Annotated in this window: 13 protein-coding genes; 3 read left to right on the top strand and 10 right to left on the bottom strand. The window is 62.2% G+C overall.

Annotated elements, in window-relative coordinates; all coding sequences use genetic code 11:
* Positions 1–131 precede the first annotated feature (131 nt).
* Together nrdD and ACYF6X_RS18040 are read right to left on the bottom strand one after the other, a co-directional pair.
* Entirely contained in the window at positions 132–2,270 is a 2,139-nt protein-coding gene (nrdD, locus tag ACYF6X_RS18045) for an anaerobic ribonucleoside-triphosphate reductase (RefSeq protein WP_130017457.1), read from the bottom strand.
* A gap of 244 nt (positions 2,271–2,514) precedes the next feature.
* Positions 2,515–3,429 (bottom strand): LysR family transcriptional regulator, encoded by a 915-nt coding sequence (locus ACYF6X_RS18040; RefSeq protein ID WP_033636854.1) that lies wholly within the window; start codon positions 3,427–3,429, stop codon positions 2,515–2,517.
* Between the two features lie 106 nt (positions 3,430–3,535).
* On the opposite strand from ACYF6X_RS18040, the gene ACYF6X_RS18035 reads away from it, so the two are divergent.
* Complete coding sequence (locus tag ACYF6X_RS18035) at positions 3,536–4,060, top strand: NAD(P)H-dependent oxidoreductase (protein WP_130017458.1); 525 nt, start codon at positions 3,536–3,538, stop codon at positions 4,058–4,060.
* Between the two features lie 28 nt (positions 4,061–4,088).
* Here ACYF6X_RS18035 and treC read toward each other — a convergent pair whose 3' ends face one another.
* The 3 genes from treC to treR all read right to left on the bottom strand — a co-directional run bounded on the left by treC (position 4,089) and on the right by treR (position 8,443).
* Entirely contained in the window at positions 4,089–5,753 is a 1,665-nt protein-coding gene (gene treC / locus ACYF6X_RS18030) for an alpha,alpha-phosphotrehalase (RefSeq protein WP_130017459.1), read from the bottom strand.
* Positions 5,754–5,950: 197 nt separating this feature from the next.
* On the bottom strand, positions 5,951–7,366 hold the full coding sequence (gene treB, locus ACYF6X_RS18025; RefSeq protein ID WP_019453304.1) for a PTS trehalose transporter subunit IIBC: 1,416 nt from the start codon (positions 7,364–7,366) through the stop codon (positions 5,951–5,953).
* Between the two features lie 129 nt (positions 7,367–7,495).
* Entirely contained in the window at positions 7,496–8,443 is a 948-nt protein-coding gene (treR, locus tag ACYF6X_RS18020) for a trehalose operon repressor TreR (RefSeq protein WP_043148219.1), read from the bottom strand.
* Between the two features lie 422 nt (positions 8,444–8,865).
* Here treR and mgtA point away from each other — a divergent pair, with 422 nt between their 5' ends.
* Together mgtA and ACYF6X_RS18010 are read left to right on the top strand one after the other, a co-directional pair.
* Positions 8,866–11,574 (top strand): magnesium-translocating P-type ATPase, encoded by a 2,709-nt coding sequence (gene mgtA / locus ACYF6X_RS18015; RefSeq protein ID WP_130017460.1) that lies wholly within the window; start codon positions 8,866–8,868, stop codon positions 11,572–11,574.
* Positions 11,575–11,841: 267 nt separating this feature from the next.
* A complete protein-coding gene (locus ACYF6X_RS18010; protein ID WP_130017461.1) occupies positions 11,842–14,235 on the top strand; it encodes a beta-N-acetylhexosaminidase in 2,394 nt (797 codons plus the stop codon).
* A 36-nt stretch (positions 14,236–14,271) separates the two neighbouring features.
* Here the strand turns inward: ACYF6X_RS18010 and ACYF6X_RS18005 are convergent, their stop codons facing one another.
* The 5 genes from ACYF6X_RS18005 to ACYF6X_RS17985 all read right to left on the bottom strand — a co-directional run bounded on the left by ACYF6X_RS18005 (position 14,272) and on the right by ACYF6X_RS17985 (position 21,404).
* Positions 14,272–17,250: a non-ribosomal peptide synthetase gene (locus tag ACYF6X_RS18005; RefSeq protein WP_165384364.1), complete on the bottom strand. Its 2,979-nt coding sequence runs from the start codon at positions 17,248–17,250 to the stop codon at positions 14,272–14,274.
* A 204-nt stretch (positions 17,251–17,454) separates the two neighbouring features.
* On the bottom strand, positions 17,455–17,841 hold the full coding sequence (ridA, locus tag ACYF6X_RS18000; protein WP_004933379.1) for a 2-iminobutanoate/2-iminopropanoate deaminase: 387 nt from the start codon (positions 17,839–17,841) through the stop codon (positions 17,455–17,457).
* 157 nt (positions 17,842–17,998) lie between these two features.
* Complete coding sequence (gene pyrI / locus ACYF6X_RS17995; protein ID WP_038879023.1) at positions 17,999–18,463, bottom strand: aspartate carbamoyltransferase regulatory subunit; 465 nt, start codon at positions 18,461–18,463, stop codon at positions 17,999–18,001.
* Between the two features lie 12 nt (positions 18,464–18,475).
* Positions 18,476–19,411: an aspartate carbamoyltransferase gene (pyrB, locus tag ACYF6X_RS17990; RefSeq protein ID WP_049271187.1), complete on the bottom strand. Its 936-nt coding sequence runs from the start codon at positions 19,409–19,411 to the stop codon at positions 18,476–18,478.
* A gap of 424 nt (positions 19,412–19,835) precedes the next feature.
* Positions 19,836–21,404 (bottom strand): ABC transporter substrate-binding protein, encoded by a 1,569-nt coding sequence (locus ACYF6X_RS17985; protein ID WP_130017462.1) that lies wholly within the window; start codon positions 21,402–21,404, stop codon positions 19,836–19,838.
* Positions 21,405–21,595 lie beyond the last annotated feature (191 nt).

Here is a 21,595-nt window from a genome sequence, read left to right as displayed (position 1 = left end):
TGCCTCCGGGCAGTGCTGCCAATCCTCACGTACTGCGTGTACGCTGCGGTTGGTGCGCGCTGGCCGAAGGCAAGCTGGCTGCGACAATCACGCCTGATGAACAGGCTTCTGCATAGGCTGCGCGGCGTTTCTCAGCCCAGCTGCCCGTTGCCGAGGTGTTTCACCCGGCGCTTCACCTCTTCCTGCTTGCCGGCGTTGAACGGCCGGGCATCGGGGCTGCCGAGATAGCCGCACACCCGGCGGGTGACCGAGACCTTGGCCGAGTCGTGGTTGCCGCATTTCGGGCAGGTGAAGCCTTTGCTGGTGCAAGAGAATTCACCGGTGAAGCCGCACTCGTAGCACTCGTCGATCGGCGTGTTGGTGCCGTAGTAAGGCACGCGGCTGTAGCTGTAGTCCCACACGTCTTCCAGCGCCTTCAGGTTGTGCTGCAGGTTCGGGTATTCGCCGTAGCAGATGAAGCCGCCGCTGGCCAACGGCGGGTAGGGCGCTTCGAAGTCCAGCTTGTCGTACGGATTGACCTTCTTCTCCACGTCGAGATGGAAGCTGTTGGTGTAATAGCCCTTGTCGGTGACGCCCGGCACCACGCCGAAATCGGCGGTGTCCAGCCGGCAGAAGCGATCGCACAGGTTTTCGCTCGGCGTGCTGTAGAGGCTGAAGCCGTAGCCGGTCTCGTCTTTCCAGGCGTCGACGGCGGCGCGCAGGCGCGCGACGATCGCCACCGCTTTGGCGCGCAGCGCTTCGTCGTCATACACGTGGTTTTCGCCGCCGAACAGCGCGTTGATGGTCTCGTGCAGGCCGATATAGCCCAGCGAAATCGAGGCGCGGCCGTTCTTGAATATGTCGGCGATGTTATCGTCGGCCTTGAGCCGCACGCCGCAGGCGCCTTCCATGTACAGAATTGGCGCCACCCGCGCCTTGATGCCTTCCAGCCGGGCGATGCGCGTCATCAGGGCCTTTTTCGCCAGCTGCAGGCGCTGATCCAGCAGCGCCCAGAAGCGCGACTCATCGCCCATCGCCTCCAGCGCGATGCGCGGCAGGTTGAGGCTGATGACGCCGATGTTGTTGCGGCCGTCGTGCACCAGTTCGCCGTCCTGCTCGTAGGTGCCGAGGAAGCTGCGGCAGCCCATCGGCGTTTTGAACGAGCCGGTGACCTTCACCACCTGATCGTAGTTGAGAATGTCCGGGTACATGCGCTTGCTGGCGCACTCCAGCGCCAGCTGCTTGATGTCGTAGTTCGGATCGCCGTACTGGTGGTTGAGGCCGTCGCGGATGGCGAACACCAGTTTTGGGAACACGGCGGTCTTGCGGTTTTTGCCCAGCCCGGCGATGCGGTTTTTCAGGATCGAGCGCTGGATCAGGCGCGACTCCCAGCTGGTGCCGAGGCCGAAGCCGAAGGTGACGAACGGCGTCTGGCCATTGGCGGTGTGCAGGGTGTTGACCTCGTACTCCAGCGACTGGAAGGCGTCGTAACACTCTTTCTCGGTGCGCGCCATGGCATAGCCTTTGGCGTCCGGGATCTGCCACGCTTCCGCCACCTGCAGGTGTTTACGGAAGCTCTCGTCGACGAACGGCGCCAGAATTTCATCGATGCGGTTGATGGTGGTGCCGCCATAGATATGGCTGGCGACCTGGGCGATGATCTGCGCGGTCACTGCGGTGGCGGTGGAGATCGACTTCGGCGGCTCAATCTCGGCGTTGCCCATCTTGAAGCCGTTGGTCAGCATGCCTTTCAGATCGATCAGCATGCAGTTGAACATCGGGAAGAACGGTGAGTAGTCGAGATCGTGGTAGTGAATTTCGCCGCGTTCATGGGCCAGCACCACGTCGCGCGGCAGGATGTGCTGCTTGGCGTAGTGTTTGGCGACGATGCCCGCCAGTAGGTCGCGCTGGGTGGGGATCACCTTGCTGTCCTTGTTGGCGTTCTCGTTCAGCAGCGCGCGGTTGCTCTGCTCGACCAGGCCGCGAATCTCCTGGTTCAGGCGGCCGCGCAGCTCGCGCGCCACGTCGCGATCGTGGCGGTATTCGATATAGGCGCGCGCCAGCTGTTTGTATTCGCCGGCCATCAGCTGGTTTTCCACCGCCTGCTGGATCTCGTGGATATCGACGCGCGGCTGCTGCTCCATGCGCTGAGCGACCACGCGGGCGACGGTGGCGCAGTAGTCGGCGTCGACCACGCCCACCGCCAGCGCGGCGCGCTCGATGGCCTGCGCGATGCGCGCTTCGTCAAAAGGTACCTGGCAACCGTCCCGCTTAATCACTACTGGTTTCACGTTGTACTCCTTGTTCCCCGAGGGAGCGTTCATACCCGCCTGGCGTGGCGAGCAACCGTCAAATTTCGCTTATCCACAGGGCAAAGCCGCAGCGCACAAGGGCTGTGGCGGCGTGTGGATGATTTTGTGGATAACTACTATATATAGGTGTTCGCAATTCTTAATGCACTATATATAGATATTGGCGAAATTCTTTTGATGTAGAACAAGGAAAACGGAAGAGCGTGCGCAAGCTGAACAGTCATCAATCGCTCACTGGCCGATCGCGAAAATGCGCCAGCAGAAAATCGACCCAGACGCGCACCCGCGGTGGCAGATCCGCCGAGGCGTAATAGAGCCACAGCTGCACCGGGCGCGGCCAGCACTCCGCCAGCACCGGCCGCAGCGTGCCCTGCTCGAAGTGCTTTTCGAGGTACCAGCGCGCCAGGTTGACGATGCCCAGCCCGGCCAGCGCCGCATCCAGCAACATTTCCGGGCGGCTCACCACCAATCGGCCGTTCAGATCCAGCGCCAGCGTTTCGCCCTGATGGCGCAACTGCCATTTGACGTGGCGGCCGTTGCTGGGATTGCGGTGCAGCAGGCAGTCGTGCCGCAGCAGATCGTGCGGCGTTTGCGGTTCACCGCGCCGCGCCAGATAGTCGGGCGACGCCGCCAGCACCATGTGCATCGGGTAGAGCGGGCGGGCCACCAGCCGGCTGTCGGGATCGACCCGGCTGCCTATGCCGACGTCGAAACCTTCGCCCACCAGATTCACCACCCGGGCGTCCAGCGACAGATCGAGATCGATCTGCGGGTAGCGCGCCAGAAATTGCGGGATCAACGGCATCAGCATCTGGCGGCCGAAGCCGGGGATCATCGTGACGCGCACCACCCCGGCCGGTGCCTGCCGTTCGCCGCCGGCGCTTTCCAGCGTCGCCGCCAACGCCTGCCACAGCGGCGCCACCTGCGCCAGCAGCGCTTTGCCCTCGTCGGTCAGCAGCACGTTGTGGGTGTTGCGCTGAAACAGCCGCAGCGCCAGCTTCTCTTCCAGAGCGCGGATATTTTTGCTGACCGCCGCCGGCGTGACGCCCAACTGGCGGGCGGCGGCGGAGAAATTTTGCGCCTGCGCGGCGGCGAGGAAGGCCGGCAGCAGGCGGTGCACGTCAAAGGGCAGCGACATAGTGGTTGATACTTTCGGTTGAAATTGAAGTGACCTTGAACAGCCTACACCCGAAGCAGCAGAAATGGAAAAATGCCTCATCTTCTTTACGTTCAAGGAATCCTTTATGTCACGCATTTTAGTGTTAACCGCCCACCGCACCCCCGACGAGTCGCGCATCAACCAGGCGCTGATCGAGGCGGTGCGCCCGCTGCCTAACGTCACCGTACATGAGCTGATCCGCGCTTACCCGGATTACCGCATCGATGTGCCACGCGAACAGGCACTGCTGGAAAGCCACGATGCGGTGGTGATGATGTTCCCGTTTTTCTGGTACAGCTCACCGGCGATCCTGCGCGAATGGCAGGACGCGGTATTAACCTATGGTTTCGCCTACGGCAGCGAGGGTACTAAACTGCACGGCAAGCCGCTGCAGCTGGTGGTGAGCACCGGCGGCAACGCGCAGGCCTACACGCCGGCAGGCTACAACCGCTATCCGGTGCAGGATCTGCTGCTGCCGTTCCACGCGCTGGCTAACCTGACCGGCATGGATTATCTGCCGCCGCATCTGGTGCAGGGCGTGACCGACATGAGCGATGAGCAGTTGGCGCAAGCGGCCACCGGGGTGGTGGCGCTGATGGGGACATTGTAGGGCGCAGCGCTCGCCGCGCCCTGCGGGGTTAGTCTTCGAGCAGCCACCACACCGCTTCGAACGGCCGCAGCGTCAGCGCCTGCGGCTGATCCGCCGAGTCGCTGTAGTTGCTCATCAGCGGGCGCCACTGGGCGGAGGCTTCCACGCCCTCCGCCGCCCAGGCCAGCGGCTCGCGGCTCAGGTTGGCCACCACCAGCAGGCGCTGGCCGTTCCAGCTGCGCTGATAGCACCACAGCGCCGGGTGATCCGGCGTCAGATCCTGATAGTCGCCGTGGGTTAGCAGCGGATACTGCTTGCGCAGGGTGATCAGCTGGCGGTAGGCGTAAAACACCGAGTCGAGATCGGCCAGTGCCGCGTCGGCGTTGATCTGCGGGTAGTTCTCGGCGCAGCCGATCCACGGCGTGCCGGTGGTGAAACCGGCGTGCGGCGCGGCGCTCCACTGCATCGGCGTGCGGCCGTTGTCGCGCGATTTGTCCGCCAGGATCGCCAGCAGTTCGGCGTCGCCGCGGCCCTGGGCGCTCAGTTCGGCGTACATGTTCAGGCTTTCCACGTCGCGGTACTGCTCGATGGCGCGGAAGCCGGGGTTGGTCATGCCGATCTCTTCACCCTGATAGATATAAGGCGTGCCCTGCATGCCGTGCAGCACCATCGCCAGCATTTTGGCGGCCGGCACCCGCAGTGCGCCTTCATCGCCGAAGCGCGACACGATGCGCGGCTGATCGTGGTTGCACCAGAACAGCGCGTTCCAGGCGCGGTTATGCATCCCTTGCTGCCAGTGGCGGAAGATCTGCTTTAACTCCACGTAATCCGGCGCCGCCCGCGTCCATTTTTCGCCGCCGGCGTAGTCTACCTTCAGGTGGTGGAAGTTGAAGGTCATCGACAGCTCTTCGCCGCTCTGCGCCGCGTACTGCTGGCAATGCTCAAGCGTGGTGGAGGACATCTCGCCCACCGTCATCAGGCCGCGTGGCTGGAACACGTCGCGGCTCATTTCCTGCAGGAACTCGTGGATGCGCGGGCCGTCGGTGTAGAAGCGGCGGCCGTCGCCCTGGCTGTCGGACGGGAAGTCCTGCTGCTTGGACACCAGGTTGATCACATCGAGGCGCAGGCCGTCGACGCCTTTGTCCGCCCAGAACTGACACACTTTCTTCAGCTCTTCGCGCACCGGCGGGTGTTCCCAGTTGAGATCCGCCTGCTCGGTGGCGAACAGGTGCAGGTAGTACTGGCCGCTGTCGGCGTGCCACTGCCAGGCATTGCCGCCGAACTTGGAGCGCCAGTTGTTCGGCGGCGTATCCCCTTCGCCGTCGCGCCAGACGTAGAACTGGCGATACGGGCTGTGGCGATCCTGCGCGGCCTTGAACCACGGATGCTCGGTCGAGGTGTGGTTGAACACCATGTCCATCACGATGCGGATGCCGCGCCGGTGGGCGGCGGCGACCAGCTGCTCGAAGTCCGCCATGGTGCCGTAAGCCGGATCGATGGCGCAGTAGTCCGCCACGTCATAGCCGTTGTCCACCTGGGGTGAGACGTAGACCGGCGTCAGCCAGATGGCGTCGACGCCCAGCTCCTGCAAATAGTCCAGCCGCCGGGTCACGCCGGCCAAATCGCCGTAGCCGTTGCCGGTGCTGTCTTGAAAACTCTTCGGATAAATTTGGTAGATGACGCCGTTCTGCCACCAGGGGGTTGGGTTGCTCATAGTTCAATACCTTTGAATCGTGACAACGGGCCTGTACCCTTCATCTTTCAAACTGCAGCGTTGTTGGCTGCTGGCGCTGCACCCCAGTCACTTACTTGAGTAAGCTCCTGGGGATTTTCACCCTTGCCGCCTAGCTACAGCTCGAAAGCTATAGGGTATTTCCAGCCCCTACATTCATGTTGCGTATTTTGCGTCAATTAAACCGGCAGCTCGCCGCGGGCGGCCTTGCGTTTGTAGACCATGATGGTCAGCACCAGCGGGATGACGATCGCCACCAGAATCGCCAGCGAGTAAATCAGCCAGAACTGCGGCTTGATAGACAGGATGCCCGGCAGGCCGCCGACGCCGATGCCGTTGGCCATTACGCCGTCCAGGCCGCAGATCAGGCCCGCGATCGCGGAGCCGATCATCGCGCACAGCATCGGGAAGCGGTATTTGAGGTTGATGCCGTACATCGCCGGTTCGGTCACGCCGAGGTAGGCGGAGATCGCCGCCGGCACCGAGATTTCACGCTCGTTGGCCTTGCGGCTGATGATGATGATGCCGAGCACCGCCGAGGCCTGCGCGATGTTGGACAGCGCAATCAGCGGCCATACCGGGGTGCCGCCCATGCTCTGGATCATCTGCATGTCGATGGCCAGCGTGGTCTGGTGCACGCCGGTGATCACCAGCGGCGCATACAGGAAGCCGAACAGCGCGGCGCCCACCGGTGCGAAGCTGCCGGTCATCACCGCTTTCACCGCCCAGGCAACCCCATCGCCGATCATGCGGCCGAACGGCCCGATCAGCGCGTGCGCCAGGAACACCGCCAGCAGCAGCGAAACCACCGGCACCACCACCAGATAGAGATAATCGGGGACGATCTTTTTCAGCCGGGTTTCGATCCAGCCCAGCGCCATGCCCGCCAGGATCGACGGGATCACCTGCGCCTGATAGCCGACTTTCTGGATCACGAACCAGCCGAAGTTCCACACTTCCGGCGTTTGCTGGCCGAGCAGGTAGGAGTTCATCAGCTGTGGCGACACCAGGGTGACGCCCAGCACGATGCCGAGCACCGGCGTGCCGCCCATCTTTTTCACCGTCGACCAGCAGATGGCCACCGGCAAGAACATGAAGATCGCTTCACCCAGCAGCCACAGGAAGTCATAAACGGTTTTCCACGCCGGGTGCATCTGCGCCAGCGTTTGGCCACCGGACATCGGGATGTCGCCGATCACGTTGCGGAAGCCGAGGATCAGACCGCCGCTGATCAGCGCCGGCAGCAGCGGGAAGAAGATCTCGGCGAAGTGGGAGATGGTGCGCTCGGTCCAGGTCATGTTCTGGCGCGCGGCGACCTTGGCCTGTTCTTTGTCGGCCTCGTTGACGCCGGTGCTGGCGATCAGCGCCTGATAGTAGTCGCCGACGTCGGTGCCGATCACCACCTGGAACTGCCCGGCGTTGGTGAAGCAACCTTTGACCATCGGCAGCTCTTCGATTTCTTTGGGGCTGGCCTTGCTGGGGTCATTGAGGACGAAACGCAGCCGGGTAATGCAATGGCTGACGGTGGCGATATTCTCGCGGCCGCCGACCAAAACAATCAGGCGGTCAATATCCTGCTGTTTTACTTTGCTCATTATGGGATACCTGCAGAGGTGTTGACTGAGTAATGATCAAAGCTTAGTCACTCGGCTTTTTTAATGGAATGGGAACGTTCCCGGTTTGGGGCGAGGATCACAAAATGACAAAAAATGGTCGCTTTTTAATCAGGAAAGTTTGCTGGGCACCACCAAGCGGCGGATCCCCTGTTCGCCGCTGAGCTGCGCCAGCAGCTGCTGCGCCGCCAGCAGGCCGGCGCTGCCGTAGCCGAACTCGACCGACAGGGTATCGGGGAACAGGAAGCTGAGCAGCGGGGTGTTGCCGATGGCGCATACCTGAATGGCGCGCGCCGGCTGCTGCTGCAGGTACTTTATCGCCCCCAGGGCGATGCTGTCGGAGGCGCAGATCAGTGCGCTGGTGTGTGTATCAATCACTTCGGCGGCGTGCTGGAAACCGCTCTGGTAGCTCAGCTCGCCCAACGTGGCGCGCGGCGTGAGCTTGAGGCGTTCACAGGCGTCGAGGTAGGCCTGATAGCGGCGCTGGCCGGTGGTGGCGTCGCTGAGCTGCACCCCCAGATAGCCGATATGCCGGTGCCCTTGCCGGTACAGGCGATCCATCAGCAGGTTCACCGCGCCGGCGTCGTCGTAGCAGACGGACGAGAAGCCGTCGTATTCACGCACCATCACCACCATTTTTTCCTGCCACGGTTTGAGCATCGCCGCAGTCAGGCCGGTGAAGCCGAACAGGATCACCCCGTCGACGTTGCGCTGGCGCAGCACGTGCAGGTGCTCCTGCACCAGGCGGGTTTCGAACTGGCTCTCCATCACGATCGGGTCGAAGCCCTGCTGGTACAGCAGCGGCAGCATGGTGCGCACCGCCTGGTTTTCCGACGGCGAATCGAGACGGGAAACGATGATGCCCACCACCTTGTCGCTCTGGCCGCGCATGGCGCGCGCCGACTTGGAGGGGGTAAACCCTTGCTGACGGATCACCGCTTCCACCCGTTCGCGGGTTTGCGGGCTCACGCTGCCTTCATTGTTCAGCACGCGTGAGACGGTGGATTTGCCTACGCCGCTCAGGCGTGCGATGTCCTTGATGGTCAGCCGGTTTTGCATGGTTTACTTTTCGTTGAAGTGGACAGGCGTAACATAACGGCCTGTAAAACAATGCCCGTCAGCATAGCTCATTTTCCTACGCGGATCTTGAGGCAAAACGGGATTGTGACATTGCGATGAACGGCCGCTCCTGCCGCTCTGTTTTTCCCTTTACCGGAGGTTATTCCCCATATGGACCCCGACCCGACTGCTTTAGACACTCACTCGGTTCACCGGTAAAACCTCTCCGCCTGGCGCTGCTGTTTTACCGGTGAAGTACATCACGGTAACCGGTGGCGCGCGCTTCGTCGTTCGCTCCTGCTGCTGAAAAAGAATAAGGATCTGCGTTGGCAGAGGCTTTTTGGCGTGCCCGCCATCCGCCCGGCCGGTGACGATCCCCGTTTACCCGCTGCCGTGAGGCACCGGGCGACGAGGTGCGAACCATGAAACTGAAAAAACTCCCCCGTCAGCTGCTGGGCCTGTTCGCCCGCGGCCTTCCGCGCCGTTTGGTGCGCCGCGACAGCCTGCTGGACGGCGTCGGCGGCGCTGCGCGCGATATGCCGGCCGGCCTGGCGCAGCAGCGGCTGGACTGTGCCGCCGCAGAGACAATGCAGCTGTTTGAGCGTTTCCACAGCCACCCGGAAGGCATCACCGCCCATGAGGCGGAACAGGTGCGCCGGCGCTGCGGCGAGAACGTCATCGACGATCAGCAGAAAGAGGCCTGGTGGCAGCACCTCTGGCACTGCTACCGCAACCCGTTCAACCTGCTGCTGACCGCGCTCGGCATGATCTCTTACGCCACCGAGGATCTCACCGGCGCGTTGGTGATCGCGCTGATGGTGCTGATCTCCACGCTGCTGAACTTCATCCAGGAGGCGCGCTCCAACCGGGCGGCTGATGCGCTGAAAGCGATGGTGAGCAACACTGCCACGGTGATCCGCAGTGATGCGCTCACCGGCAAGAGCGAACACGTGGAGCTGCCAATCGCGCAGCTGGTGCCGGGCGATATCGTCAAGCTGGCGGCCGGCGACATGATCCCGGCGGATCTGCGCCTGCTGTCGGCCAAGGATCTGTTCATCAGCCAGGCGGCGCTGACCGGCGAATCGCTGCCGGTGGAAAAATCCGCGGCGCCGCAGGCGCTGGCGGCCGATCCGCTCGACTGCCGCAACCTGTGCTTCATGGGCACCAACGTGGTCAGCGGCACCGCGCTGGCGATGGTGATCGGCACCGGCGGCGGCACCTATTTCGGCCAGCTGGCGCAGCGCGTCACCAGCCAGGATGAGCAGCCGAACGCCTTCCAGAGCGGCATCAGCAAGGTCAGCTGGCTGCTGATCCGCTTTATGCTGGTGATGACGCCGATCGTGCTGCTGATCAACGGCTACACCAAGGGCGACTGGTGGGAAGCGGCGCTGTTCGCGCTGTCGGTGGCGGTCGGGCTGACGCCGGAAATGCTGCCGATGATCGTCACCTCGACGCTGGCCAAAGGGGCGGTGAAGCTGTCGCGCCAGAAGGTGATCGTCAAACGCCTGGACGCCATTCAGAACTTCGGTGCCATGGACATTCTGTGCACCGACAAGACCGGCACCCTGACCCAGGACAAGATCGTGCTGGAGCGCCACACCGATGCGTTCGGCGCCGGCAGCGAGCGGGTGCTGCGCTACGCCTGGTTGAACAGCTTCTACCAGACCGGGCTGAAAAACCTGCTCGACGTGGCGGTGCTGAGCTGCGCTGAGCAGAATCGGCAGCCGGAAGCGTTGCAAAACTACCGCAAGGTGGACGAGATCCCGTTCGATTTCGTGCGCCGCCGCATGTCGGTGGTGGTGGCCAAGGACAACGAGTATCACGAGCTGGTGTGCAAGGGCGCGCTGGAAGAGATGCTGGCGATTTGCAGCCACGTGCGCCACGAAGACGAGGTGATCCCGCTGAGCGAGGCGCTGCTGGCGCGCATTCGCCGCATCACCGACGATCTCAACCAGCAGGGGCTGCGGGTGGTGGCGGTGGCCAACAAGATCCTGCCGGCGCAAACCCATGAATACGGCGTGGCGGACGAGTCGGATCTGATCCTCGAAGGCTACGTCGCCTTCCTCGATCCGCCGAAGGAGAGCACTGCACCGGCGCTGGCGGCGCTGAAACAGAACGGCGTCACGGTGAAGATCCTCACCGGCGACAACGAGCTGGTGGCCGCCAAAGTGTGCCGGGACGTCGGGCTGGAGGCCGATAGTCTGCTGCGCGGCAGCGAGATCGAGCAGATGGACGACGAGCAGCTGGCGCAGGCGGCGGCGCGCACCACGGTGTTCGCCAAGCTGACGCCGCTGCACAAAGAGCGCATCGTCAAACTGCTGCGCCGCCAGGGGCACGTGGTGGGCTTTATGGGCGACGGCATCAACGACGCGCCGGCGCTGCGCGCGGCCGATATCGGCATCTCCGTCGATTCGGCGGTGGACATCGCTAAGGAAGCGGCGGACATCATCCTGCTGGAAAAAAGCCTGATGGTGCTGGAGCAGGGGGTGATCGAAGGGCGCCGTACCTTCGCCAACATGCTGAAATACATCAAGATGACCGCCAGCTCCAACTTCGGTAACGTGTTCAGCGTGCTGATCGCCAGCGCCTTCCTGCCGTTCCTGCCGATGCTGCCGCTGCACCTGTTGATTCAGAACCTGATGTACGACATCTCGCAGATCGCCATCCCGTTCGATAACGTCGACGACGATCAGATCACCCAGCCGCAGCGCTGGAACTCCGCCGATTTGGGGCGGTTTATGGTGTTCTTTGGGCCGATCAGCTCGATCTTCGACGTGCTGACCTTCAGCCTGATGTGGTGGGTATTCAAGGCCAATACGCCGGAAATGCAGACGCTGTTCCAGTCCGGCTGGTTCGTGGAAGGGCTGCTGTCGCAAACGCTGATCGTGCACATGATCCGCACGCGCAAAATTCCGTTTATCCAGAGCCGCCCGTCCTGGCCGCTGTGCATCATGACGCTGGCGGTGATCGCCACCGGCATCGGCCTGGTGTTCTCGCCGCTGGCCGGCTTCCTGCAGCTGCAGGCGCTGCCGCTCGGCTACTTCCCGTGGCTGGTGCTGATCCTCGCCGGTTACATGGTGCTGACCCAGTGCGTGAAAGGCTGGTTCGTGCGCCGCTACGGCTGGCAATAACCCGTTCGCCCCCTCCGGCCGGGAGGGGGCAACTGTGATCCCGTCCGCTTTTTCACCGCAACGGTTGGACATCTGTTCTGGGCTGAGTCTTTATCTACAGCGTTGGCTGTTTTCCCCTGCGCCTTTCAAGCCACCGCGTTGTTGGCTGTACGCCCGCCCCCCAGTGACTTAGCAGACCTAAGCGCTTGGGGATGCGGGCGCTTGCCGCCTAGCGGTGGTTTGAAATTCATTGGGGATATTTTGTTTTTTTCCTCTGAGGAATTTCCGATGCACAGACCTTTCCGTTATACGCTACTGGCTTCATCGTTATGGTTTTCTTGCGGCGCGCTGGCGCAGCCGGCTGGCGATCTGCCGCTGATGCCCTGGCCGCAGCAGGTGGAAGTGACGCAACCGGCGGGCAAGCTGGTGCTGGATCACCGTTTGTCCCTGACGCTGCAGGGTGACGACTTGGGCGACGCGCTGCCGCGCTGGCGCCAGCGCATCGAACTGCAGACCGGCTGGACGCTGGCGCCGGCGGGTGAAGCGAAGGACGGCGCGGCGATCAGGGTGATGATTAAAGACCGGGTGGCGGCGCAGCCGCTGCCGGGCAGCGACGAGAGTTACCGGCTGGCGGTCACGCCGCAGGGCGCCACGCTGACCGCCAACACCCGATTCGGCGCGCTGCGCGGTATGGAAACCCTGCTGCAGCTGCTGCAGACCGACGGGCAAAATACCTTCCTGCCGCTGGTGGATATCCGCGACGTGCCGCGCTTCCCGTGGCGCGGCGTTTTGTTGGATTCGGCGCGTCATTTCCTGCCGCTGCCGGACATTCTGCGCCAGCTCGACGGCATGGCGGCGGCCAAGCTTAACGTGTTCCACTGGCACCTGACCGACGATCAGGGCTGGCGCTTTGCCTCTGAGCATTACCCCAAGCTTCAGCAGCAGGCCAGCGACGGCCAGTTCTATACCCGCGAGCAGATGCGGCAGGTGGTGGCTTACGCCACGGCGCGCGGCATTCGCGTGGTGCCGGAAATCGACATGCCGGGGCACGCCTCCAGCATTGCGGTGGCCTATCCCGCCCTGATGAGCGCGCCGGGGCCGTATCGCATGGAGCGCGAGTGGGGCGTGCATAAGCCGACGCTCGATCCGACCCGCGACGAGGTGTATCAGTTTGTCGACACGATCGTCGGCGAGCTGGCGGCGATCTTCCCCGATCCTTATCTGCACATCGGCGGCGACGAAGTTGACGCCAGCCAGTGGCGGGCGTCGCCGTCGATTCAGGCGTTTATGCAGAAGAACGGGCTGGCGGATACCCATGCGCTGCAGGCCTACTTCAACCAAAAGCTGGAAAAGATCCTCGAGAAACACCAGCGGCAGATGGTTGGCTGGGACGAGATCTACCATCCGTCGCTGCCGCGCTCGATCGTCATTCAGTCCTGGCAGGGGCAAGACTCGCTGGGTGCCAGCGCCCAGGACGGCTATCAGGGCATTCTCTCCACCGGTTTCTACCTCGATCAGCCGCAAAGCACCGCCTATCACTACCGCAATGAAATTCTGCCGCAGCCGCTGGGGGTCGAGACGGCGGTGCAACCTGGCGAGCAGGCGCAAAGCTGGCGTTTCAGCATGCCGCGCCTAAAGGGCAGCGCGGTGGAGGGCAGCTTCACGCTGATCGAGGGCAAACAGGGCTGGCGCGGCTTTATCGATTTCAACGGCAAATCGCGCCGCGCGGTGCACGACATCGTCTGGCGCACGCCGCAGCAGGTGACGTTCCGCGTCGATACCTGGATGGGTGACACGCGGCCGGTGTTCACGCTGCAGCAGGACAAGCTCAGCGGCTATATGTTGGTCGGCAACGTGCGCTACCCCACCCAGGGCGACAAACTGGCGGCGGTGCCGGCGGGCAAGATGCCGGTGGTGCCGGACGAGAAAGGGCAAGCCAACATTCTCGGCGGTGAAGCGGCGCTGTGGGCGGAAAACGTGCGTGCGCCGCTTCTCGATCTCAAGCTGTGGCCGCGCGCCTTCGCGGTGGCGGAGCGGCTGTGGTCGGCACAGGACGTCACCGACGAAAGCAACATGTACCGGCGGCTGGCGGCGATCGACGCCTGGTCGGTGGTGTCGGTCGGCCTGCAGCAGCACGCGGAAACGGCGCGCGAATTCACCCGGCTGAGCAACAGCGTGCAGATCCTGCCGCTGCAGATCCTGGCCGAGGCGGTGGAGCCGGCGCAGTATTACACCCGCCAGCACCTGAAGTTCCAGGCCGGCAACTATCACCAGTTCGAACCGCTGAACCGCTTTGCCGATGCGCTGCCGCCGGAGAGCGGCGCGGTACGCGACATGCATGCCCAGGTCGCGGCCTTGCTGAAGGATAAGCGCGATAAGGCGGCGGCGCAGGCGCTGCGCGAACGGCTGCAGCGCTGGCAGGCGAACGGCGCTGCAGTGCAGACGGCGATCGCGGGCAACCGCACGCTGCGGGAGCTGGCGCCGGTGGCGCAGGACGTTGACGCTTTGGCCACGCTGGGCTTAACGCTGCTGGATCGCTATCAGCAGGGCAAACCGCTGAGCCGGGCCGAGGCCGAGCAAGCGCAGCGCCGGTTGGATGCGGCGGCGCAGACGCGCGACGAAGTGGTGATTGCGGCGGTGTACCCGCTGGAGGCGCTGCTGCGCGGCCTTAAAACGGAGTGAGGGTGACGGGGCTCGGCCAGCTGAGCCCCGGTTTTGTTACGCCCGTAGCGACAGCGGCGCATACCCGATGGCGTGCTGCAGATAATTCAGCAGCAGCTGGCGGGTGAAGCGCGGCTCATCGATGCCGCTGCCCTGCAAGAAGCGTTGCAGGTTGCTGCAGTCCCACCGATAGGTGTCTTGATAGAGCTCCACCGTCGATAGCTCGTCTACCATGTGGTCCTTGAACAGGCTGAGCAGCGGGTACAGCGGCGCGTCGCTGTCGTTTTCCCATTGGGCCCGCCATTGTGCGAAGGGCAAGGGGCGAAAACGATAACCGAACTCGCGCTCCAGCAGGCTGAAAAACTCACGCAGCGTCAGATTATTGTCACCTTGATGGATCAGGTTGAATTTCTGCCCCAGCGCTTGCGGATTGCGAGAGACGTGGGCGATGGCCCGGGTCATGTAATCCACCGTGGTCAACCCTTCGCGCATATCCCGTAAATCCGGCACCGTGCCGCTGCTGATGCAGGTTTTCACCAGCCGCCCCCACCATTGGTAATCGGCGTTGACGCCGGTACGGCTGTGGCAGGTGGCGTAGCCCAGGCGGAAGGTCATCAGCGGCAGGCCTTGCGCCGCCGCCAAATCGGCGATCTTTTCCATCACCCATTTGCTGCGTACGTAGCCGATATCGCGGCTGACCGCCGGCAGGTTTTGATCGATATCGTCGTTTTCCCGCATCACCCGTTTGCCGGTGTGCAGATGCCCCCAGCTGTAAACGGAGATGGTCGACAGCAGCATCAGCGGTTTGGTGCGGCTCTGCGCCGCGAAGCGAATGATTTCCCGCAGGCCCTGCACGTTGTCGCGCTTCATGTAGGCGTAAGGCTGGATAAAATTCACCGCGCTGGCCGAATGGTAAACCAGGTCGATATCTCGGCTTAACGTCCTGTAGGCCGCAGGCGTCAGCGAAAAGTCGTGTTCCGCGACGTTGCCAGGCACCATATGAATGCGCGCGTGCTGGCTGGCGTTCAGCGCGATCCGGTAGCGCTGCAGCACTGCCTCAAGCCGCTGTCTCGGCGGCAGTTTGGCGCCGTCGCGCACCAGACAGTACAGCTCGGCATCGGTGGTGCGCAGCAGATCGGCCAACAGATGCGCGCCGACGAAACCGGTGGCGCCGGTGAGCAAAATGGCGCGCGGCGCGCTGATTTGCCGCGGATCGAACGTCTGATCGATGACGAGATCCGACGGCAAATACACATCATCTTGCAAGGCACGCGCTGCGCCTTGCCGCTGTGTCGGTTGCCGGTCTCTGCGTTGTGCCAGTGCCTGCGCCAGGGCACCCAGAGTGGGATATTCATAGATGTCGTGCACCGAGGTCTCGACGGCGAACGCCTTGGCCAGCGCCGCCATCAGCTTGGCCGCCAACAGCGAGTGGCCGCCCAGCGAGAAAAAATCATCGTCGGTTGCAGGCTGTTCCACTTTCAGCAACGAGCGCCACAGATCGGCGACGACGCGCTGGTCGGCGGTCAGCGGCTGCGCAACGCCGGCGCTGACCGGTTGGTAATGCGCCAACAGGGCCGCTTTGTCTATCTTGCCGTTGTTGTTCAGCGGCATGTGTTGCAGTAAACGATAATCGGCGGGCAGAAATGCGCTGGGCAGCGTTTCTTTCAGTTTCTGTCGGACGCGTGCGATCACGCTTTCGCCGTCACTCTTCGCGATCAGAAACGCCACGATTTTCTTGCCCAGCGGATCATCTGCCATCGCCACGGCGGCCACCGCTTTACGAACGCCCGCCACCTGCAGCATGGCGTTTTCGATTTCGCCCAGTTCAATGCGATTGCCGCGGATTTTGACCTGATCGTCGATACGGCCCAGATATTGAATGCGGCCATCCGCCAGCCAGCGAGCCCGATCGCCGCTGCGGTACAGACGTAACCCGGCGAAGTGAGGCGGGGTGATGAAGCGCTCGGCGGTCAACGCCGGATTGTTCAGGTAGCCGCGCGCCAGACAACGACCGCTGATATACAGCTCGCCGGGGCGATCGCCGATCACGGGCTGCAGTCGGTCATCGAGGATGAATATTTCGGTATCGCCGATGGGCCGCCCAATGCTGGCGGGCGGATTTTGCGTGGCGCAAGCCACCCGGTTGCAGGTGACGAATATGGTGGCTTCTGTCGGGCCGTAGTAATCGATCAAGGGATAATCGATGCTGCGCAGATCGATCGGATGGAGTTTCTCCCCCGAGCTGAACAGATACCGCAGCGCCAGATTGGTCGGTTGCGGCGCGCCGACCACGTCGGCGACCAGCACGGCGGGCAGGCTGGCGTGGGTGATACCCTGTTCGGCAAAATAGGCCAGCAGCACTTCCGGCTGCAGGCGAGCGTCTTCCGGCGGCAGATACAGTGTGCCGCCGCTGGTCAGAGGCGACCAGACCTCCCATTGCGCGACGTCGAAACTCAAGCCGGCGATCAGCGTAGAACGACTTTCGGCATCCATCGCGAATTGCTTGTTATGCCAGAGAATTAAATTCAGCAGCGACTGATGTTCGATCAGCACACCTTTCGGTTTGCCGGTGGTGCCTGAAGTGAAAATGAGATAAACGATGGCATCGGGAGGCGGAGAGATTGACGTTATATTTTCCTGCGGCGAAGTTGATATATTATCAATATAAATAATATCCTCGCTGAAGTTATTTTCCGATAACGCAATCGTCGCGTTGCTGGCGAGTATTAAAGGGGAACCGCTTTGCGTAACGATATCCTGTATTCTTTTTTCCGGGTAACGCGCGTCGATGGGAATATAGCCTGCGCCGGCTTTGACGATCGCCAACATACCGATCAGCATTTCCGGCGTGCGCAGCGTGACGAGCGGCACATAGCTGCCGGGTGCCACGCCCCGCCGTCGCAACAGCGCGCACAGTGCGTTGCTGGCTTCATCCAATTGACGGTAGGTCAGGTGTTTATTATCGCCGACGACGGCAAGTTTTTCCGGATAACGGGAAACTTGTTGGATAAAATAATCCAATACGCTAGGTGCCATGGTTATCTCCTGTCATTATTCACGGGGTGAACGAAATGAAACAGCAATGACCCGGCCGGGTGAAAAACAATTATAGGCGTATTTTTATTGTGGGATTGTAAATGTGAGCGATATTACGCTATCGCTATAAATTAATTGGATTAATAAAATTCTTATCAATAAAAACGGCCAGCCAAAGCTGACCGTCATTCGCGAGCGTGTCGATTAACGACGCACGGCGATGGCTTCGATTTCGATCTTCACGTCTTTCGGCAGACGCGCTACTTCTACACAGGAGCGGGCCGGGAACGGCGCGCTGTGCTCGGTGAAGAAGGCTTCGTACGCGGCGTTGACGGTGGCGAAGTCGTTCAGGTCTTTCACGAACACGGTGGTTTTCACGATGTCGGCAACGATCAGGCCGGCGGCTTCGACGATCGCTTTGACGTTCTCCAGCGACTGACGCGCCTGAGCGGCGACGTCGTCGGCAACGGCGCCGGTTTTCGGATCGACCGGGATCTGGCCGGAAGTGATGATCATGCTGCCCAAATCAACGCCCTGCACGTAAGGACCAATGGCTGCCGGGGCGAGTTCAGTGCTGATGTTACGTGACATGTTTTCTCCTGATAGACCCGTTGTCTTTCACGCCGCCGCGCGGTCGGCCGCAGCTTGAAATTCGGTGGGTAGCAACGTGGGTAGAGTTATTTTCAGGCTCCCATTATAGGGAGTGACGCGCAGATTAACAGCGCCGCTCCCGTTAAAAGGGCAGAATTCAGTCGGCCTGCAACACCACCTGATGCTCGAACTCTTTTTCGCAGTAGCGGCACTTCAGGTGCACTTCGCCGTCGCGCGGCTTCACGCTGAAGCTCGACGCCACCGGCTCGCTGCGGCTGATGCAGTTGCTGTTCGGGCAGGTCAGCACGCCGTCGATGTGATCCGGCAGGCTGAGGGTCAGCTTGCGCACCACTTCATAGTTGTCGATGCGGTTCACCGTGGCCTTCGGCGCGTACATCGCCAGCTGGTTGGCCTGCTGCTCGGTCAGAAACGTGTTCTCGATCTTGATCAGATCCTTGCGGCCCAGCTCGTTGGAGGGCAGGTTCAGGCCGATGGTGATGCGCTGGTCGGTGGCGGTCAGCTTGAACAGCGTCAGCAGTTTAAAACCGATCTGCGCCGGAATGTGGTCGATCACCGTGCCGCATTTGATCGCTTCGACCTGCAGTTTGTTGTCGTGAGTCATGGCGGTTCCCCCTTAAAGAGCCAAATCGGCGTTGAGTACCAGCGCCAGCAGCGCCTGGCGGGCGAAGATGCCGTTGCCCGCCTGCTGGAAGTAGTAAGCATACGGCGTTTTATCCACGTCGGTGGCGATCTCGTCGATACGCGGCAGCGGGTGCAGCACCTTGAGGTTGGCGCGCGCACCGGCCAGATCCGCAGCGCGCAGGACGAACTGCGCCTTCACGTTGGCGTACTCGGAAGGATCGAGGCGTTCTTTCTGTACCCGGGTCATGTAGAGAATATCCAGCTCCGGCACCACTTCTTCAATGCTGCTGTGCAGGCTGTACTCGATGCCTTTCTCTTCCAGCATTTTCAGGATGTAGGCCGGCATCGCCAGCGCGTCCGGGGCGATGAAGTAGAAGCGGTTGCCTTCGAACTTGGCCAGCGCCTGGGTGAGCGAGTGCACGGTGCGGCCGTACTTCAGGTCGCCGACCATGGCGATGCTGAGATTGCTCAGGCGCCCCTGGGTTTCCTGGATGGTGAACAGATCCAGCAGGGTCTGGGTCGGGTGCTGGTTGGCGCCGTCGCCGGCGTTAAGCACCGGCACGTTGCCGGAGAACTCCGAGGCCATGCGCGCCGCGCCTTCCTGCGGATGACGCATCACGATGGCGTCCACGTAAGTGCTGATCACCGAGATGGTGTCGGCCAGGGTTTCGCCTTTCTTGCCGAGCGAGGTGTTGCTGCCGTCGGCGAAACCGACCACCGAGGCGCCGAGGCGGTGCATCGAGGTTTCGAACGACAGGCGGGTACGGGTCGAGGCTTCAAAGAAGCAGCTGGCGATCACCTTGTGTTTCAACAGTTCCGGCTGCGGGTTGGCTTTCAGACCGGCGGCGGTGCGCAGCACCAGCTCCAGATCCTCGCGGCTGAGATCGTTAATAGAGATGATGTGTTTGTGATACAGCGGGTTGGCCATTTTTCACTCCTCCTCGACGCGTGCCCGTGGCGCGGGACTTTGGGTATGCCCTTTATCTTTCAAGCCGCAGCGGCGTTGGCTGCCCGCCGTCACCCCAGTCACTTAGTGGTCTAAGCTCCTGGGAACTCCAGCGCTTGCCGCCTGGCTGCGCCCCGAAATCTTTCGGGCATAATTTTTTAAGGCAAAAAAAAGCCCCTCAATGAGGGGCTTGAAACGATCGGTTTAGCAACAGGAGAAACAACGGCAGCTGGCCGCCGATAGGCAGTCGGTTTTGTCGATTGCGGCTAACAAAACAAACGTCGTTTTTCATGCTTTCTCCTGGCAAATTGTGGCGCATTATACTCGCGCTTTTCGCCACTGCAAGCGTTAAAACGCCGTTTTTTGCCGCCCCGCAATCGATTGGCCGGCGATGGCCGCCCGCCGGCTATTTGCTGACGCGATCGTAGTAGACCATGTCGGCGTTCAGCCCCTGTTGGTAGCCTTTGACGTTGTCGCGCAGCACCACTTCGGTTTTGGCCTGATCGATAAACACGTACGGCGAACTGCGCTGCAGTTCCTGCTGCATGGCGGTGTACAGCGCGCGGCGCTTGGCCGGATCGGCTTCGGCCAGCGCCGCCAGCGTCTGCTGGTTCAACTGCGGGATCTGCCAGCCGTTCAGCCCGGCCACCGTGCTGCTTTTGCCGTCGTTGTAGGCGAAGGCGCTGGCGTTGGAGTGGGCGTCGAAGTAATCCGGGATCCACAGGCGGATCGCCGCCTGATGCTGCCTGGCGCGCACGCGGGAGTAAACCTGGCTGCCCGCGGCCGGCAGCAGCTCGACCTTCACGCCGGCGGCGGCGAAGCTGCCCTGCAGCGCCTGCGCGATGGTGATGAACGGCGGCTTGTTCTCCACGTCCAGCGTAAAGGCGGCGTGGGTGATGCCCGCCTTGGCCAGGATGGCTTTCGCCTTGGCCGGATCGTAGCGGAACGGATTGGTCTCCAGCGCGCCCGACAGCCCGACCGGCAGGAAGCTCTGGTGCACGAAGTATTGGCCCTTCAGCAGATCCTTCGTGATGCCCTGATAATCCACCAGGTAGCGCGCCGCTTCCCAGAAGGCCGGGTTATTCAGCAGCGGATTGGCGCCGTTGCCGGTGTTGAACACCAGGTAGTTTTGCTCGGCGGACGGGATCTCCAGCACCTTGACGCCCGGCTGGTTTTTCAGCGTGTCGGTCTGATCGGCGCCCAGTTCGCGGGCGATATCGGCGTCGCCCTGCTGGATCAGCAGGCGGCGGGTGGCCGGATCCGGCACGTTTTTAATGATGATGTTTTTCAGCTGCGGCTTGTCGCCCGGCGTGGTGGGGTTGGCGTCCAGCACGATCGCCTGATGCGGCTGATAGACGCGCATTTTGAACGGGCCGCTGCCGGCGGAGTGCATTTTCAGCCAGGCGTTGCCGAAGTCGCCGTCTTTGACGTTGGCCAGCGCCGCTTTGCTGTCGACGATCGAGGCGATCGGCGTCGAGAGGATATTCAACGCTACCGCCGGGCTGACGTCCGCCGTCCAGCGCAGCTGCACCGTATGTTCGTCGATCTTCTTCAGCTGCGCGTCGATGTTGTCCGGCTGCCAGCCGAGCACGTTGAGGATGAACGCCGGCGATTTGTTCATTTTGACCGCGCGGCTGTAGGAGAAGATCACGTCGTCGGCGGTCAGCGGGTTGCCGGAGGCGAACGCCGCCTGCGGCCGCAGTTTCACCGTCAGCGTTTTGGCCGCCGCATCGCTCTGCCAGCTTTCCGCCAGCACCGGCGCCACCTTGGCCGGATCGTCGCGATCCGCCTGCACCAAGCGCTGGTACAGGCTGGGCACCGTCTGGATGCTGGAGAGTTCGTTGGCTTCCGCCGGATCGAGGCTGACGATGTCATCCAGCGATTGCACCACCACCAGCGTATTCGGCGGCGTGGCGGCTAACGCGGCGGCGGGCAGGGCGGCGAGCAGGAACAGCGGCAAGAGTTTGGTTTTCATCGATGTGTATCCCCTGAAGGCGCCGCAAGGCGGCGCTGAGAACGGTTTGTTATCGTTGGTTTTTACGGCGCGGGCGCCGTCGGCCTGTCACGGTAGAACCTTTGCCGGCGGTGGGCAAAGGTCAATCCGCTATTTGATATTCCAGGAATATATTAGCCCCCCTGGCCGGGGGCGCCAGGGCGGAGGGGGGG

This window comes from Serratia sp. ID 25-353, from assembly GCF_054792795.1.
This window is presented reverse-complemented; position numbering and strand designations above follow the sequence as displayed.

Excerpts from the sequence above, each read along its gene's own strand:
- mgtA (WP_130017460.1), top strand. The coding sequence starts at position 8,866 with ATGAAACTGAAAAAACTCCCCCGTCAGCTGCTGGGCCTGTTCGCCCGC.
- ridA (WP_004933379.1), bottom strand. The coding sequence starts at position 17,841 with ATGTCACGTAACATCAGCACTGAACTCGCCCCGGCAGCCATTGGTCCT.
- ACYF6X_RS18005 (WP_165384364.1), bottom strand. The coding sequence starts at position 17,250 with ATGGCACCTAGCGTATTGGATTATTTTATCCAACAAGTTTCCCGTTAT.
- ACYF6X_RS18040 (WP_033636854.1), bottom strand. The coding sequence starts at position 3,429 with ATGTCGCTGCCCTTTGACGTGCACCGCCTGCTGCCGGCCTTCCTCGCC.
- treB (WP_019453304.1), bottom strand. The coding sequence starts at position 7,366 with ATGAGCAAAGTAAAACAGCAGGATATTGACCGCCTGATTGTTTTGGTC.
- pyrB (WP_049271187.1), bottom strand. The coding sequence starts at position 19,411 with ATGGCCAACCCGCTGTATCACAAACACATCATCTCTATTAACGATCTC.
- treC (WP_130017459.1), bottom strand. The coding sequence starts at position 5,753 with ATGAGCAACCCAACCCCCTGGTGGCAGAACGGCGTCATCTACCAAATT.
- ACYF6X_RS17985 (WP_130017462.1), bottom strand. The coding sequence starts at position 21,404 with ATGAAAACCAAACTCTTGCCGCTGTTCCTGCTCGCCGCCCTGCCCGCC.
- treR (WP_043148219.1), bottom strand. The coding sequence starts at position 8,443 with ATGCAAAACCGGCTGACCATCAAGGACATCGCACGCCTGAGCGGCGTA.
- ACYF6X_RS18010 (WP_130017461.1), top strand. The coding sequence starts at position 11,842 with ATGCACAGACCTTTCCGTTATACGCTACTGGCTTCATCGTTATGGTTT.
- pyrI (WP_038879023.1), bottom strand. The coding sequence starts at position 18,463 with ATGACTCACGACAACAAACTGCAGGTCGAAGCGATCAAATGCGGCACG.
- ACYF6X_RS18035 (WP_130017458.1), top strand. The coding sequence starts at position 3,536 with ATGTCACGCATTTTAGTGTTAACCGCCCACCGCACCCCCGACGAGTCG.